Genomic DNA, 14,931 nt, shown 5'->3' on the forward strand with positions numbered 1-14,931 from the left:
TGCGGTGTGGTCGGGCTGACCGCGTCGCGTCACATCGCTTCGCATCAAAAAAAGCGACCCGATCGGCACCTGTGCCGGTCGGGTCGTTTTGTTTTTGTCGGTATGAAGAATTAGCGCGCTCGCTGGCGCTCGCCTGCGTTCCCGGCTCGGGCAGACGCCGACGCGGCCACCACCGCCCTGGCCGCATCGCCCGTGTCGGAATGAAGATCGAGCGCGCGCACCAGCGGCCGCCGGCGATCCCGACTCAGGCCGACACCGATGCGGCCACCGCCGCCTTGGTCGCATCACCCGGCTCCCGCGCAGCCTCACCCAGCGCATCGCGCAACGCGGCGAGCGCCGCCGATGCGTAACCATGCCGCCACGCGAGCAGTGTGTCGATCCCTTCGAGTTCGGGGATCGTGTGGGCGGCGACGTTACCGGTCTCCGGCTGCAACTCGAGCACCGAGCGCGGCGCGACCGCGATGCCGGCGCCGGCCGCGACGCACGCGACGATCGCATGATACGAACCGAGTTCGAGCACACGCGAGGGCTTCATCCCGTGTGCCGCATACCATTGCTCGACATATTTCCGGTACGTGCAACCGCGCTCGAACGCGATCAGCGTCGGCAGGATCACGTCGCGCGGCGTGCGCACGGGCGGATGGCCGCGCGGCGTCAGCAGCACGAGATCCTCGCGGAAGATCGGCACCGTCTCGAATGTGTCGGGCAGCGTGTCCGGCTCGGGCGGCCGCGCAAACAACGCCGCGTCGATCTCGAAGTCGCGCACCTTGTCGATCAGCCAGCCGGTCGTGCCGGTCACGAGCTCCAGCGACACGTCGGGCCACGCATGGTGATAACGCGCGAGCACGGTCGGCAGCCTGCTCGCGGCCGTGCTTTCCATCGTGCCGAGCCGCAGCCGCCCGCGCGGCGTGTCCTCGCGCACCGCGTCGCGCGCCTCGTCGGCAAGCGCGAGCAGCCGCTCCGCGTACGGCAGCAGCGTGTGCCCGGCCGGCGTCAGCACGAGCCGGCGGCCGTCGCGCACGAACAGCGCCGCGCCGAGTTCCTCCTCGAGCTGCTTGATGCGCGTCGTCACGTTCGATTGCACGCGATTGAGCTTCGCCGCCGCGCGCGTCACACCGTTCTCGCGCACGACAGCCCGGAAAATCGCCAGCGCCGCCAGGTCCATGATTCTCTCCTGGAGATATGTGGATTCTTGATTATTCATTTATCGAGAACGTTCGGTCAAGCTACGATACAAGCGTTCCGATTTCCGTTCCGGCCGGCGCGCGCCGCGCGCGGCCTATGCCGCCATGTCCCGTTCCGATGCCCCGAGCGCCGTCGCCGGCGTACACCTGCCCGATGACGCCGACCGCCGCGCCCGCGCGGCCGCGCTCGCCTGCATGATCGGGCTGGCGGTCGCACTCGGCGTCGGCCGCTTCGCGTTCACGCCGCTGCTGCCGCTGATGCTCGCCGACGGCTCGATCGGCCTGAAGGCCGGCAGTTGGCTCGCGTCGGCGAACTACGCGGGTTATTTCGTCGGCGCGGTCAGTTGCGCGGCCGTGCGGGTCGCGCCCTCGCGGATGGTGCGCTTCGGGCTGGCCGCCACCGTGCTGTTGACTGCCGCGATGGGCGTCGGCCATCTGCTCTCCGTGTGGCTCGTGGTGCGCTTCGTCGCGGGCGTCGTCAGCGCATGGACGTTCGTGTTCGTGTCGCAATGGGGGCTGCGGCGGCTCACCGAACTGCATGCGCCCGAGTGGAGCGGGGTGATCTACGCGGGGCCGGGCGTCGGGATCGTGCTGACCGGGCTGATCGGCAGCGCGCTCGCCGGCCATCGCGCGGCGCCCGGCTGGCTCGGCTTCGCAGTGTTGTCGGCGCTGCTGTCGGTCGCGATCTGGCGCACGTTCGGCAGCGCGCCGGGGCCGGCCGCCTCGACAACCGCCGCGCGGGGCGCCGCGGCGCCGGCCGTGCGCGAGAGACCGGCCGCGGCACCGCACGACGCACGGCGCCATCGCGCCGACGCCGCGTGGCTCGTCGTGCTGTACGGGATGCCGGGCTTCGGCTACATCATCACCGCGACGTTCCTGCCGGTGATCGCGCGTGCCGCGCTGCCGGCCGGCTCGCCGTGGCCCGACCTGTTCTGGCCGATGTTCGGCGCGGCGCTGATCGTCGGCGCGATCGCCGCGTCGCGATTGCCCGGCCACTGGGACAACCGGCTGCTGCTCGCCGCCGGCTGCGCGACGCAGGCGCTCGGGATCGCGGCGGGGATCGTCTGGCCGAACGCGGCCGGCTTCTCGGCCGGCAGCGCGCTGCTCGGCCTGCCGTTTACCGCGATCACGCTGTTCGCGATGCGCGAGGCGCGGCGGCTGCATGGCGAGCGAGCGACCGGGCTGATGGGCTATGCGACCGCGTCGTACGGGGTCGGGCAGATTCTCGGTCCGCTCGTCGCCGCGCCGCTGACCGCGCGCTTCGGGTCGTTCTCGCCGGCGCTGTGGGTCGCGGCTGGCGCGTTGCTCGCCGGTGCCGCCGGCTTCGCGGCAACCGCCGCACGCGGGCGCGCGCAACCCCGCATGCAACCCTGACATCATCGGGGCCGGATCGTCTGCGGCGCGGGCAAACTCGCTAGAATGAGGCCTTTCCCGCGCCGAGCGGGCGCGCGACGCGGCCGGCAGGCCGCCGCCGGGCGCTCGCCAGATCCCCATCGATGACCACCGCCGACTACCGTTTTTGCCCGCGCTGCGCGCGTCCGCTGACCGAGCGCGCCGATCCCGACCACGAAGGCGGCCGCGTCCGCCAGGCCTGCCCGGACGACACGTGCGGCTACGTGCACTGGAACAACCCGCTGCCGGTGGTGGCGGCGATCGTCGAACTCGACGGCAAGATCCTGCTCGCGCGCAACGCGGCCTGGCCGGAAGGGATGTTCGCGCTGATCACCGGCTTCCTCGAGAACGGCGAGACGCCCGAGGACGGCATCGCGCGCGAGGTGTTCGAGGAAACCGCGCTGAAGGCCGAGCAGGTCTCGCTGGTCGGCGTCTATGAATTCATCCGCAAGAACGAACTGATCATCGCGTACCACGTGCGCGCGTCGGGCACCGTCGCGCTGTCGCCGGAACTGCTCGAATACCGGCTCGTCGATCCGCCGCTGCTGCGCCCGTGGCGCGCCGGCACCGGCTACGCGCTCGCCGACTGGATGCGCGCGCGCGGCCTCGATTTCGAATTCGTCGACCGAGCGGGGCAGTGACGGGCCGCGCCGCCGCCATGTCGTCCGTCGCGCCGGGCACGATCGCGGCGCGGCACCTCGCCATTCGCCGGCGGGCCGTTCCGCACGGCCGCCGCGCGACGTGCGCTTCATCTTCCTCGTCCTGACCTGACCGCCATCGCCATGTCCGACAAGCCGCAGCCGCGTCCGCGCGACGCCTACCGCCACTTCCTGCCGATCACGACCCGCTGGATGGACAACGACGTCTACGGGCACGTGAACAACGTCGTCTACTACAGCTACTTCGACACCGTCGTGAACGAATACCTGATCCGCGCGGGCGTGCTCGACGTCGAGCACGGGCAGACGATCGGGCTCGTGGTCGAGACGCAGTGCAACTACTTCGCGCCGCTCGTCTTTCCGCAGTCCGTCGACGCGGGGCTGCGCGTCGCGAAGCTCGGCACGTCGAGCGTGCGTTACGAGATCGGGCTGTTCGCGGCGGGCGAAGCCGCGCCGGCCGCGCAGGGGCATTTCGTGCACGTGTACGTCGATCGCGGCACGCGCCGCCCGGTGCCGCTGCCGGACACGCTGCGCGCGGCGCTCGAACCGCTCGCCGGCTGACGGGCGCGCGGCGGTGCACGCGTTCGCGCTCCAGGCATTCAACGGCCTCAGCTACGGGTTGCTGCTGTTCATGCTGTCGGCCGGCCTCACGCTGATCTTCAGCGTGCAGGGCGTGCTCAACTTCGCGCATGCGAGCTTCTACATGCTCGGCGCGTATGTCGGCTACAGCATCGCAGCCCGCGCGGGGTTCTGGCCCGCGCTCGGGCTCGCGCCGCTCGCGGTCGGGCTGCTCGGCGCCGGCTGCGAGCGCGCCCTGCTGCGCCGCGTGCAGGCGCACGGGCACACGAGCGAACTGCTGCTGACCTTCGGGCTCGCGTACCTGATCGGCGAGGGCGCGAAACTGCTGTGGGGCCTCGCACCGCTGCCGGCCCCGGTGCCGCCGCTGTTCGACGGCGCGCCCGTGACCGTGTTCGGCCTCGCGCTGCCGCGCTACCGGCTCTTCATGATGGCGATGTCCGCGGCGATGCTGGCCGCGCTCGGCGCGCTGCTGCGCGCGTCGCGCCTCGGCCTCGTCGTGCGCGCCGCGCTCACGCACCGCGCGGCCGTCGAGGCGCTCGGCTACGACGTGCCGCGGGTGATGACGGGGCTGTTCGGCGCGGGCACCGCGCTCGCGGCGCTGGCCGGCGTGATCGGCGCGCCGCTCGCGGTGATCGAGCCGGCGCTGGCCGAGACCGTCGGGTCGGTGGTGTTCGCGATCGTCGTGATCGGCGGGCTCGGCTCGCTCGGCGGCGCGTTCGCCGCGTCGCTCGCGGTCGGCTTCGCGCAGACCTTCGCGGCGTCCAGCGACACGTCCCTGCGCGACCTCGCGCAATGGGCGGGCCTCGCGCTGCCCGACGGCGTCGCGGCCGTGTCGATCGCGCAGCTCGCTCCGCTGGTCCCGTACCTGCTGCTTGTCGCGGTGCTGGTCGCCCGGCCGCGCGGGCTGTTCGGCGAGCGTGTCGATGGCTAGCCGCGCGCGGGCCGGCGCGCTGCGCTGGGTGCTGTTCGCCGCGTGCGTGGCTGTGCCCGCGTGGCTGTGGCCGCATGGCGCGGTGCTCGGCTATCTCGCGCAGACGGCCGCGCTCGTCGTGCTCGCGCTGTCGTACAACCTGCAGCTCGGCACGACCGGGCTGCTGTCGTTCGGCCATGCCGCCGTCGCGGGGCTCGGCGCGTTCGCCGCCGCGCACTGGTTCAATCATGTCGGCGCGCCGCTGCCGCTGTTGCCGCTCGTCGGCGGCGCGGCCGGCGCGGGCTTCGGGTTCCTCGCCGGCCTGCTCGCGACACGCCGCGCGGGCACCGTGTTCGCGATGATCACGCTCGGCCTCGGCGAATGCGTCGCGGCGGCCGCGTGGAGCGTGCCTGCGTGGTTCGGCGGCGTCGGCGGCGTGCCGATCGACCGCGCGAGCGGCGCGCCCTGGGGCGGCTGGCATTTCGGTGCGCAAACGCAGGCCTACGCGGTGATCGCCGCATGGTGCATCGTGTCGGCGCTGGCGATGCACGCGCTGACGCGCACGCCGCTCGCCCGGCTCGCGAACGCGGTGCGCGACAACCCCGCGCGCGTCGCCGCGCTCGGCACCGAGCCGCGCCGCGTGCGGCTCGCGATGGTCACCTGCGCGTCGTTCTTCGCGGGCATCGCGGGCACGCTGACGCTGATCGACGTCGAGATCGCGACGCCCGACAGCGTGTCGATGGCGCGTTCGGCGACCGTGCTGATCGCCGCGGTGATCGGCGGCACCGGCACGTTCTTCGGGCCGGCGGCCGGCGCGGTGGTGCTGACCGCGTTGAGCGTCGTCGTCGCGGGCGTGTCGCGCGCATGGGCGCTGTATCTCGGCGTGCTGTTCGTCGCGGTCGTCGTCGCCGCGCCGCGCGGGATCGCGGGCATCGCGCAAGCGTTCGCGCATGCGTTGCGGCGCGGCGCGCCGGCGGCCGAGCGGTGGCGCCTGTTGTGCGGCATCGGCGCGTGCGTGTTCTGGGGCGTCGCGATCGTCTGCGCGGCCGAGCTCGGCTATGCGTGGCGTTTCGCGCAGGACGACGGCACCGGCATCGCGTTCGGCGCGTGGGGCATCGACGCCGATTCGCCGGCGGGCTGGGCCGTCGCGGCCTCGGCGGCCGGCATCGGCACGCTGCTGTGGGGCTGGCGCGCGCGGTTGCTGAACCACCGGCACGGCACGTGGGAGGACGGGCTATGAACGGCAACGCGATCGCGCTCCACGGGATCGTGCAGCGTTTCGGCGCGCAGACCGTGCTCGACGGCATCGAATTGAGCATCGCGGCCGGCGAGCGTCACGCGCTGATCGGGCCGAACGGCGCGGGCAAGTCGACGCTGTTCGGCGTGATCGCCGGCGCGACGCGGCCGACGTGCGGGCGCGTCGTGCTGCACGGTGTCGAGTTGCGCGGGCGCGGGCCGGTCGTCGCGAGCCGGCTCGGCATCGGCCGCAGTTTCCAGCAGACGAGCGCGTTCGCGCGGCTGAGCGTGTTCGACAACCTGCGCTGCGCGGCGCTGCATGCGCCGGCCGAGCGGCGGCGCTGGTGGAACCGGCTGCGCGAATCGGCATCGGTCGATCGCGCGGCCGCGCGCGTGCTGCACGACATCGGCCTCGATGCGCGGCGCGACGCGCCGGCCGGCGCACTCGGCTATGCGGAACAGCGCGCGCTCGATCTGGGCATCGCGCTCGCGAGCGGCGCGCGCACGCTGCTGCTCGACGAGCCGACCGCCGGCATGAACCGCGACCAGGCGGCGCGGATGATCGCGCTGATCCGCGCGACGACGCAGGGCCGCACGGTGCTGATGATCGAGCACGACATGGATGCGGTGTTCGGCTTCGCCGAGCGCATCACGGTGCTCGTGCGCGGCACGGTGGTCGCGACCGGTGCGCCCGACGCGATCCGCGCGGACCCGGCCGTGCGTGCCGCCTATCTCGGCGAGGATGCATGAGCGCGCTGCTCGACATCCGCGGCCTGCGTGCATGGTACGGAAGCCAGCCCGTGCTCGACGGCGTCGATCTCGCGCTCGCGCCGGGCGAGACGCTCGCGCTGCTCGGTCGCAACGGCGCGGGCCGCTCGACGCTCGCGAAGGCCGTGATGGGGCTCGTGCGCACCGCGGGCTCGGTGCGCATCGCCGGCGCCGAATGCGCGGGCGCACGCACGTTCGAGATCGCGCGGCGCGGCGTCGGTTACGTCGCCGAAAGCCGCGACGTGTTTCCGCTGCTGAGCGTGCGCGACAACTTGCGGCTCGGGCTGCGCGGCCTGAGCGGCGCGGCCGAACGTGCCGCGCTCGACCGGCTGCTCGCGCGCTTTGCGCTGCTGGCCGCGCGGGCCGACGTGAAGGCCGGGCGGCTCTCGGGCGGCGAGCAGCAGGTGCTCGCGCTGGTGCGCGCGCTCGCCGGCCGCCCGCGCGTGCTGATCGTCGACGAACCGGCCGAAGGGCTCGCGCCGCTCGCGGTCGACGCAGTCGGCGCCTGCCTTGCCGCGCTGCAGGACGACGGCGTCGCGATCCTGCTGATCGAGCAGCGGCTGCAGCTCGCGCCGCGGCTCGCGCAGCGCGTCGCGGTAATGGGGCGCGGGCAGATCGTCTACGACGGCGCGCTCGACGGGCTCGGCGGCGACGTCGTCAGCGCGTGGCTGAGCGCCGGCTGACCGTCCGTCGACCGTCCATCCGCCGATTGTTCGGCAAACCCCGCCAGTCAATTCGTGTCGAGCCGCTTTATCGCGGCCGCCGGAACCGCGAAGATTGCCAGCAAGGCCGGTGCGCCGCGACAGGCGCGACCGGTACCCATCCATCGAAGTCTTCCGACTGAGGAATGAAATCATGAGCAAGCTGGCAGGCAAGGTCGCGATCGTCACGGGCGCTTCCAAGGGGATCGGCGCCGCAATCGCGAAGGCGCTGGGCGCCGAAGGCGCGTCGGTCGTCGTCAACTACGCGAGCAGCAAGGCCGGCGCCGACGCGGTCGTGAGCGCGATCGTCGAAGCGGGCGGCCGCGCGGTCGCGGTCGGCGGTGACGTGTCGAAGGCAGCGGACGCGCAGCGCATCGTCGATACGGCGATCGAGACGTACGGCCGTCTCGACGTGCTGGTCAACAATTCCGGCGTGTACGAGTTCGCGCCGATCGAGGCGATCACCGAAGAGCACTACCGCCGGCAGTTCGACACGAACGTGTTCGGCGTGCTGCTGACGACGCAGGCCGCCGTCAAGCATCTGGGCGAAGGCGCGAGCATCATCAACATCAGCTCCGTGGTGACGAGCATCACGCCGCCCGCGAGCGCCGTCTACAGCGGCACCAAGGGCGCCGTCGACGCGATCACCGGCGTGCTCGCGCTCGAACTCGGCCCGCGCAAGATTCGCGTGAACGCGATCAACCCGGGCATGATCGTGACCGAAGGCACGCACAGCGCGGGCATCATCGGTTCGGACCTCGACAGGCAGGTGCAAAGCCAGACGCCGCTTGGCCGCCTCGGCGAGCCGGACGACATCGCGTCGGTCGCGGTGTTCCTCGCATCGGACGATGCGCGCTGGCTGACCGGCGAGCGCCTCGTCGCGAGCGGCGGGCTGCACTGATCGCGCGAGCCGGCGCGCGCCCGCTACGCGATCATCGCGAGCGCGTTCGCGCCGACATGCCAGCGCAGGCTCTCGACGACGAGCGCATGATCGCGTTCGTCGTCGAGCCCGGCGATCGCCATCGCGCCGACGATGCCGCCGTCGGCCAGCCGCAGCGGCACGCCGCCGCCGTCGAGCGCATAGTCGGCATCCGACAATCCCTGCGACTGCAACGACCAGCCGGCGCGGCGAAAGCGCGCGCCGACCTCGAGCGAACTGACGCCGAAGCGCAACACCGTGTTCTGCCGGCGGCGGATCGCGTCGCTGTCGCGGGCGCGGCTGCCGTCGAGCGCGCAATAGAACAGCGGTGCGGCTTCGCCGACGATGCCGACCGCGATCGGCAGCCCGCGGCGCGACGCGAGATTGACCGCGATGTCGCCGAGCCGGCGCGCGACGTCGGCATCGAAGTGCGCCAGCATCGGCGTTGAGGCCGTGTCGCCGAAGGGCATGGGCGCGCAGCGCGGGAAGGGGATCGGCATGGCAGCTCCGTGTCGTCGCAAGTTCGGCCCGTGCGCGCGTCCTGCGTCGCGCGCCGGCCGTCGATCGTTCAGCGCGTCAATGCATCAGCGCCCGGGCGCCGCGTCGAGCATCCATTCGTGCGCGGGGTCGTTCTTGAACGCCCACGCGCGGCTCGGTCCGGCCATCACGTTCAGGTAGTACAGGTTGTAGCCGTGCGGCGCGACCACCGGGTGATAGCCGCGCGGCACCATCACGACGTCGTGGTTCTCGACCGCGCATGCCTCGTCGAGGCTGCGGTCGTCCGTGTACACGCGCTGGAACGCGAAACCCTGCGGCGGATCGATCCGGTGGTAATAGGTTTCCTCGAGCGACGTTTCGTCGGGCGCCGCGTCGCGATCGTGCTTGTGCGGCGGATAGCTGCTCGAGTGGCTCGCGGGCGTGATCACTTCGACGACCAGCAGCCGGTCCGCGGCCGGGTTGTCGCCCATCAGGATGTCGCATACGTAGCGCGTGTTGGTGCCTTGCCCGCGCACCGCACGCCGCATCCGTTCGCCGTCGAGGCGCTGCACGCGCTTGTCGCCGCTCGCGTAAGGCGCGGTGCACAGCGCGACTTCCGCGTCGCGCGTCGCCACCAGCGTGACGGTCTTGCCGCCCGGCACGTACAGCGCGTCCGGCGACACTTCCTCGAACACGCTGTCGCGCTTGCCGAGTGCGTCGTAGGTCTCGCCGTCGACTTGCGCGCGCAGCGTGCCCGTGAGCACGACGACGCACAGTTCGCGCGTGCCCGTGTCGAGCGTTTCGGTGTCGCCGGCCTTCAGGCGCAGCGCGCGAAAGCCGACGTGTTTCCAGCCGGCCGACTCGGGCGTCACGTTGCAGATTTCGCGGTCGGCGGATGCCTTGACCAGCAGGGGAGAAATCGTCATGGCGTGAGGTTCCTCGATGAGATGACGGGGCTTACGCGCTCAACCGGTCGACGATCGCGCGCAGCGATTCGTAGCCCTTCTTCGCATACTGATAGCTCGGCGCGACGGCCGGGTCCTGCTCGGCCTCGACCACGAGCCAGCCTTCGTAGCCGGCGTCCTTCAGCGTGCGCAGCGTCGCTTCGTAATCGAGCGCGCCGTCGCCCGGCACCGTGAAGGTGCCGTTGATCACGCCGTTCAGGAAGCTCCAGCCGCCGTTGCGCGCCTGCGTGACGACCTGCGGCCGCACGTCTTTGCAGTGCACGTGCACGACGCGCGCCACGTGCTTCCTCAGCAGCGCGACCGGATCGGCCGCGCCGCCGAAATACGCGTGGCCCGTATCGAACAGCAGGAACACCTTCGCCGGATCGGTCAGCGCCATCAGCCGGTCGACGTCGTCCGGCGATTCGACGTACGCGCCCATGTGGTGATGGTAGGCGAGCTTGATCCCGTAGGTCTCGAGCAGGTGCGCGCCGAATGCGTCGAGGCGCGCCGCATAGCGCCGCCAGGTTTCATCGTCGACGAAACGCGGGCGCTTGGCGACCGGCGTGTCGATGCTGCCCTGGATCGTGCCCGCGCATTCTCCGTACACCACGACCTTCACGTCGTTGAACTGCAGCTTCGTCATGTGCGCGCGGCAGCGCTCGATTTCGGCCTCGACGGCATCGGCGTCGCTCATGCCCGGCGCGACTTCCGCCAGAAAGCCCGAATACCAGCCCGACACGCACACGAGCCCGAACTCGGCGAGCTTCGCCTTCAGCTCGGGGCCCGTCTTCGGAAACTTGTTGCCGAGCTCGAAGCCCGCGTAGCCGATTTCGGCGCCTTCCTTCAGTGCCGTCTCGAGCGGCGTCTCGCCGCCGAGCGACGGCAGGTCGTCGTTCATCCACGACAGGGGATTGATACCGATGCGAACGTTCCAGCTCATGACGTGCTTCCTTGGTTCGAATGTTGTTTTCGCGGAGCGGCGGATTGAATGGGGAAACGGATCAACGCCGCTGCCGGGTTTTCTCGTCGAGATACGTCCGGTGCGCGCGTTCGACACCGGCGCGCGCGGATACCTGCGGCACCGCGACTTCCCACCACGCGCCGCCGTCCGCGGTCGTGCGCTCGTGCGTCGTGTCGATCACGATGACCTGGCTCGTCTTCGCCGCGCGCGCACGCTTCATTTCGCTGCGCAGCTCGCCGACGTCGCGCACGTGCACGGCTTCGGCGCCCATCGAGCGTGCATGCATCGCGAAGTCGATCGTCGAGCGTTCGCCGCCTTCCGGCACGCAGTCGTCGAGCATGTTGTTGAAGCTCGCGCCGCCGCAATTGATCTGCAGCCGCTCGATGCAGCCGTAGCCGCGGTTGTCGAGGATCACGACGATGAGCTTGCGGCCGAGCATCACGGACGTCGCGAGTTCGGCGTTGAGCATCATGTACGAGCCGTCGCCGACGATCACGATCACTTCGCGCTCGGGCCGCGCGAGCTTCGCGCCGAGGCCGCCCGCGACCTCGTAGCCCATGCACGAGTACGCGTAGTCCATGTGGTAGTTGCCCGGCACGCCGCTGCGCCACAGCTTGTGCAGTTCGGCCGGCAGCGTGCCGGCCGCGCACACGACGAGATCGTCGCGCGCGCTGTCGCGTCCCGCGTCGGCCGCCGAGTCGCGCACCGCGCCGATCACTTCCGCGTCGTACGGCAGCGTGTCCTTCGGCACGCGCGTAGTCAGCTCGGTCACGCGCGCGTTCCACGCGGCGGCCTGATCCTGGTTCGCGGCCGTCCAGGCCGCATCCGCGCGCCAGCCCGCGAGCGCGGCCGACAGCTGGCCGAGGCCCGTGCGCGCATCGGCGATCAATTGCCGGCCGCGCTTCTTGCCCGCGTCGAACGGCTGCACGTTCAGGCTCAGCAGCGTCGCATTGCCGAACAGCGCGTGCGAGCCGGTCGTGAAATCCTGCAGGCGCGTGCCGACCGCGAACACCACGTCGGCCTGCGCGGCCGCGCGGTTCGCGGCGGGCGAGCCCGTCACGCCGATCGAGCCGAGGTTCAGCGGGTGGTCCCACGCGAGGCTGCCCTTGCCGGCCTGCGATTCGGCGACCGGCACGCCGTGCGTGTCGGCGAACGTGCGCAGCGCGTCCCACGCCTGGCTGTATAGCACGCCGCCGCCGGCGACGATGAGCGGTTTCTTCGCCGCTTTCAACACGTCGAGCGCATCCGCGAGTTCGAGCGTGTCGGCAGGCGGGCGGCGCATCCGGATCACCGGCGGCGCGAAGAAATCCTCCGGCCAGTCGTAAGCGAAGGTCTGCACGTCCTGCGGCAGCGCGAGGCATACGGGGCCGCATTGCGCGGGGTCGGTCATCACCTGGATCGCGCGCGGCAGTGCGACCAGCAGCTGCTCGGGCGACGTGATCCGGTCGAAGTAGCGCGTCACCGGCCGGAAGCAGTCGTTCGCGCTGACGTCGCCCTGTTCGAAGTCCTCGACCTGCTGCAGCACCGGGTCGGGCAGCCGCGACACGAACACGTCGCCGGGCAGCAGCAACAGCGGCAGCCGGCCGACGTGCGCGAGTGCCGCGGAGGTCAGCATGTTGGTCGCGCCGGGGCCGATGCTCGACGTCGCGGCCATCATCCGCTGGCGGAAGTTCGCTTTCGCGAACGCGACGGCCGCATTCGCCATTCCTTGCTCGTTGTGCGCGCGGAACGTCGGCAGCCGTTCTTTTTCGGCATGCAGCGCTTCGCCGAGCCCGGCCACGTTGCCGTGGCCGAAGATCGCGAACACGCCGCCGCAATACGGCAGGATCTCGGTGCGGCCGTCCGGCTGGACGACTTCGGCGCGCAGGGCGGCCAGGTAGCGCACGAGCGCCTGGCTGACGGTCAGTCTCACGGTGGTGGTCATCGTCTGTCGATCAGGAGGAATCGGGTGGTCATCACGGATATCTGCATCAGGCGGCTGCGGCGGCGCGCGCGGCGGTACGGCGGCCGAGCCACGCGTCGACCAGCTGCGCGAAATTGCCGGCCACTTCGTCGATCAGCGCCTGGTCGTCGATCCGGCCGGCGAGCCAGTGCAGCGACGCGTCGGCCCACAGCGTGCGGCCGACCATGAAGCCCTTGACGATCGGGTTGGTCGCCGAGCGGAAGCTGTCGACCAGATATTGCAACGGCTGGTTCAGCCCGAGGATCACCGCGCCGCGGCAGTGCGGGTCGCGTTCGGCCACCAGCGTCTCGAGCCGCGCCCAGCCGTCGGCGCTCATCGGCGCGAGCTTCCACCACTCCGGCATCACGCCGAGGTTGTAGAAGCGCGCGACCGTGCGCAGCACCGCGTCGTCCTCGGTGCCGGGCGGCGTGACCGCGCGCGGCGGAATGATTTCCAGCAGCAGCTCGTTGCCGCTCGCGCGCGTGGCTTCCCACAGCTCCAGCACGCGCTGCTCCTGCGCGACGCGCAGGTCGACGTCGTCGTCGGGGTGGTAGTGGACGAGGCACTTCACGACCTGTTCGGTCGGCCAGTGCGTGAGCGACGAGCCGACCGAGCGCGTGTCGTCGAAGCACAGCGGCCGCGAGCCGGGCAGCTCGACCGGGCGGCCGACCCACCAGCCGCGGCCGGTGGCCGACGCGAGCGCGTCGCGGCCATATGCGCCGCCGTCGATCAGCACGCCGACGTGGCCTTCGATCCGGCGATCGCGCTCGACCTGTTCGGCCGCGCGCACGAGCAGGCGCTTGAGCGTCTTGATCCGTGCTTCGTCCGCGCCGGCCTGCACCGCGAGCTCGTAGAACTGGCTGCGATGGTCGAACGCCATCACGCACAGGTCGTCCCATGCGCGGCGCGGCACCGTCACGCGATGCAGGTGCGCGAGCGCGCGATCGGCGTCCACCTGCGGATTGCGGCTGCCGCCGAACCAGTGCGCGAGCTCGGCCGGCGTCGGCATCGCGGCCGAGCACGCGTGGCGCGACACGACGATCGCGCCGCACGCGTTCGCGATGCGCGTCGCTTGCGCCCAGCCGTGCCCGCGCAGCAGCCCGGACAGCAGGCCCGACAGGAATGCGTCGCCCGCGCCCAGCACGTTCAGGACTTCGACGCGTTCGCCGTGGAAGGTCGGCGCATCGTCGATGTGCGCGGGGATGTCGCCCTCGATCACGCAGCAGCCGAGCGCGCCGCGCTTGACCACCAGCACCGCGCCGCTCGCGCGGCGCACGGCCTGCAGCGACGCGATCAGGTCGTGAGGCACGCCGCCCGCGATCAGGAATTCCTCCTCGGTGCCGACCAGCAGGTCGAACTCGCCGAGCACCTGCTGCAGTTGCCGCGTGACCTGCGCGTCGGGCACGTAGCGGTTCTCGCCCGCGCCGCGCGCGGTCAGCCCCCACAGCACCGGCCGGTAGTCGATGTCGAGGATCCGCACGACGCCGTGGCGGCGCGCGTAGCCGAGCGCGGTCAGCGACGCCTCGCGGGTGCCCGGCGTCGAAAGATGGGTGCCGGTGATCGCGAGCGCGCGGCAGCCGGCGATGAAATCCTCGCGGATCTCGTCGGCGCGCACGGCCATGTCCGCGCAGTTCTCGCGCACGAACAGCAGCGGGAACGTGTCGCGATCCTTCAGCCCGAGCAGCACGAGCGCGGTCAGGCGTTCCGGATCGGTCTGCAGCTGGCTCGTGTCGCAGCCTTCGCGCTCGAGCGTCTCGCGCACGAAGCGGCCCATCTGCTCGTCGCCGACGCGCGAGATCATCGCGGTCTTCAGCCCGAGCCGGGCGACGCCGAACGCGACGTTGCCCGACGAGCCGCCGAGATACATCTGGAAGCTGCGCGCATCCTCCAGGCGGCTGCCGTACTGTTGCGCGTAAAGGTCCACGGCGACGCGGCCGAGGCAGGCGAGATCGATGGGGCGGTCAGTCGGAAAGTTCAACGGGCTCATATCACGTATCACGCTCGCGGCCGGCGTTCGACCCTGCCGGCGGATTGAGGGACCGATCCTGCGACGGTGGTCCGTCACGTGCGCGGCACGACACGGGAACGCCTGCCGCAAGGAATCGGGCTACGGAACGGAGTCTAGACTTTTTGGAAATCCAGTTCCCTAGGTGAAATCACGTAGAAATAAATTTCCAAATTTTCGAAGAAGTGATCTACAGTTTCATCCGGATGCTTCAGTCCGAATCGGATCCGATCGGACTCGGCCCGGCGGCG

At 71.1% G+C, this 14,931-nt stretch carries 14 protein-coding genes; 8 read left to right on the forward strand and 6 right to left on the reverse strand.

The genetic code is table 11. The annotated features are described in order from the left end of the window. Nucleotides 1-244 precede the first annotated feature (244 nt). The gene (locus tag DIE17_RS29735; protein ID WP_124523015.1) at nucleotides 245-1,165 is read right to left on the reverse strand and encodes a LysR family transcriptional regulator; all 921 of its coding nucleotides are present in this window, start codon (nucleotides 1,163-1,165) and stop codon (nucleotides 245-247) included. Between the two features lie 124 nt (nucleotides 1,166-1,289). Between DIE17_RS29735 and DIE17_RS29740 the strand changes: the two genes are divergently transcribed. The 8 genes from DIE17_RS29740 to DIE17_RS29775 all read left to right on the forward strand — a co-directional run bounded on the left by DIE17_RS29740 (nucleotide 1,290) and on the right by DIE17_RS29775 (nucleotide 8,330). Then, nucleotides 1,290-2,558 carry a YbfB/YjiJ family MFS transporter gene (locus DIE17_RS29740; RefSeq protein ID WP_124523016.1) on the forward strand — a complete coding sequence of 423 codons (1,269 nt, stop codon included), beginning with the start codon at nucleotides 1,290-1,292 and terminating at the stop codon, nucleotides 2,556-2,558. 122 nt (nucleotides 2,559-2,680) lie between these two features. Beyond that, complete coding sequence (locus DIE17_RS29745) at nucleotides 2,681-3,217, forward strand: NUDIX domain-containing protein (RefSeq protein ID WP_124488942.1); 537 nt, start codon at nucleotides 2,681-2,683, stop codon at nucleotides 3,215-3,217. Between the two features lie 141 nt (nucleotides 3,218-3,358). Further along, nucleotides 3,359-3,796 carry an acyl-CoA thioesterase gene (locus tag DIE17_RS29750; RefSeq protein WP_124488943.1) on the forward strand — a complete coding sequence of 146 codons (438 nt, stop codon included), beginning with the start codon at nucleotides 3,359-3,361 and terminating at the stop codon, nucleotides 3,794-3,796. Nucleotides 3,797-3,809: 13 nt separating this feature from the next. Continuing rightward, entirely contained in the window at nucleotides 3,810-4,745 is a 936-nt protein-coding gene (locus DIE17_RS29755) for a branched-chain amino acid ABC transporter permease (protein WP_124488944.1), read from the forward strand. Then, the gene (locus tag DIE17_RS29760) at nucleotides 4,738-5,964 is read left to right on the forward strand and encodes a branched-chain amino acid ABC transporter permease (protein ID WP_124523017.1); all 1,227 of its coding nucleotides are present in this window, start codon (nucleotides 4,738-4,740) and stop codon (nucleotides 5,962-5,964) included. The genes DIE17_RS29755 and DIE17_RS29760 overlap by 8 nt, the downstream gene beginning before the upstream one ends. Beyond that, complete coding sequence (locus DIE17_RS29765) at nucleotides 5,961-6,710, forward strand: ABC transporter ATP-binding protein (RefSeq protein WP_124523018.1); 750 nt, start codon at nucleotides 5,961-5,963, stop codon at nucleotides 6,708-6,710. Before DIE17_RS29760 ends, DIE17_RS29765 begins: the two co-directional genes overlap by 4 nt. Next, entirely contained in the window at nucleotides 6,707-7,411 is a 705-nt protein-coding gene (locus DIE17_RS29770; protein WP_124523019.1) for an ABC transporter ATP-binding protein, read from the forward strand. Before DIE17_RS29765 ends, DIE17_RS29770 begins: the two co-directional genes overlap by 4 nt. Before the next feature lie 172 nt (nucleotides 7,412-7,583). Continuing rightward, nucleotides 7,584-8,330 (forward strand): glucose 1-dehydrogenase, encoded by a 747-nt coding sequence (locus tag DIE17_RS29775; protein WP_124488947.1) that lies wholly within the window; start codon nucleotides 7,584-7,586, stop codon nucleotides 8,328-8,330. A 23-nt stretch (nucleotides 8,331-8,353) separates the two neighbouring features. Here DIE17_RS29775 and DIE17_RS29780 read toward each other — a convergent pair whose 3' ends face one another. From DIE17_RS29780 to iolC, 5 genes are all read right to left on the reverse strand, one after another. Then, a complete protein-coding gene (locus tag DIE17_RS29780; protein WP_124488948.1) occupies nucleotides 8,354-8,848 on the reverse strand; it encodes a heme-degrading domain-containing protein in 495 nt (164 codons plus the stop codon). Nucleotides 8,849-8,932: 84 nt separating this feature from the next. Further along, nucleotides 8,933-9,751, reverse strand: coding sequence for a 5-deoxy-glucuronate isomerase (gene iolB, locus DIE17_RS29785; RefSeq protein ID WP_044846099.1), 819 nt, complete (start codon nucleotides 9,749-9,751; stop codon nucleotides 8,933-8,935). Nucleotides 9,752-9,782: 31 nt separating this feature from the next. After that, the gene (iolE, locus tag DIE17_RS29790; protein ID WP_124523020.1) at nucleotides 9,783-10,712 is read right to left on the reverse strand and encodes a myo-inosose-2 dehydratase; all 930 of its coding nucleotides are present in this window, start codon (nucleotides 10,710-10,712) and stop codon (nucleotides 9,783-9,785) included. 61 nt (nucleotides 10,713-10,773) lie between these two features. After that, nucleotides 10,774-12,657, reverse strand: coding sequence for a 3D-(3,5/4)-trihydroxycyclohexane-1,2-dione acylhydrolase (decyclizing) (iolD, locus tag DIE17_RS29795; RefSeq protein WP_124488951.1), 1,884 nt, complete (start codon nucleotides 12,655-12,657; stop codon nucleotides 10,774-10,776). Nucleotides 12,658-12,703: 46 nt separating this feature from the next. Further along, on the reverse strand, nucleotides 12,704-14,662 hold the full coding sequence (iolC, locus tag DIE17_RS29800) for a bifunctional 5-dehydro-2-deoxygluconokinase/5-dehydro-2-deoxyphosphogluconate aldolase (protein WP_124523021.1): 1,959 nt from the start codon (nucleotides 14,660-14,662) through the stop codon (nucleotides 12,704-12,706). Between the last annotated feature and the right edge of the window lie 269 nt (nucleotides 14,663-14,931).

Origin of the sequence: Burkholderia sp. Bp9099 (genome assembly GCF_003857805.1) — a bacterium.
In the GTDB taxonomy this organism is placed as follows: Bacteria; Pseudomonadota; Gammaproteobacteria; order Burkholderiales; family Burkholderiaceae; genus Burkholderia.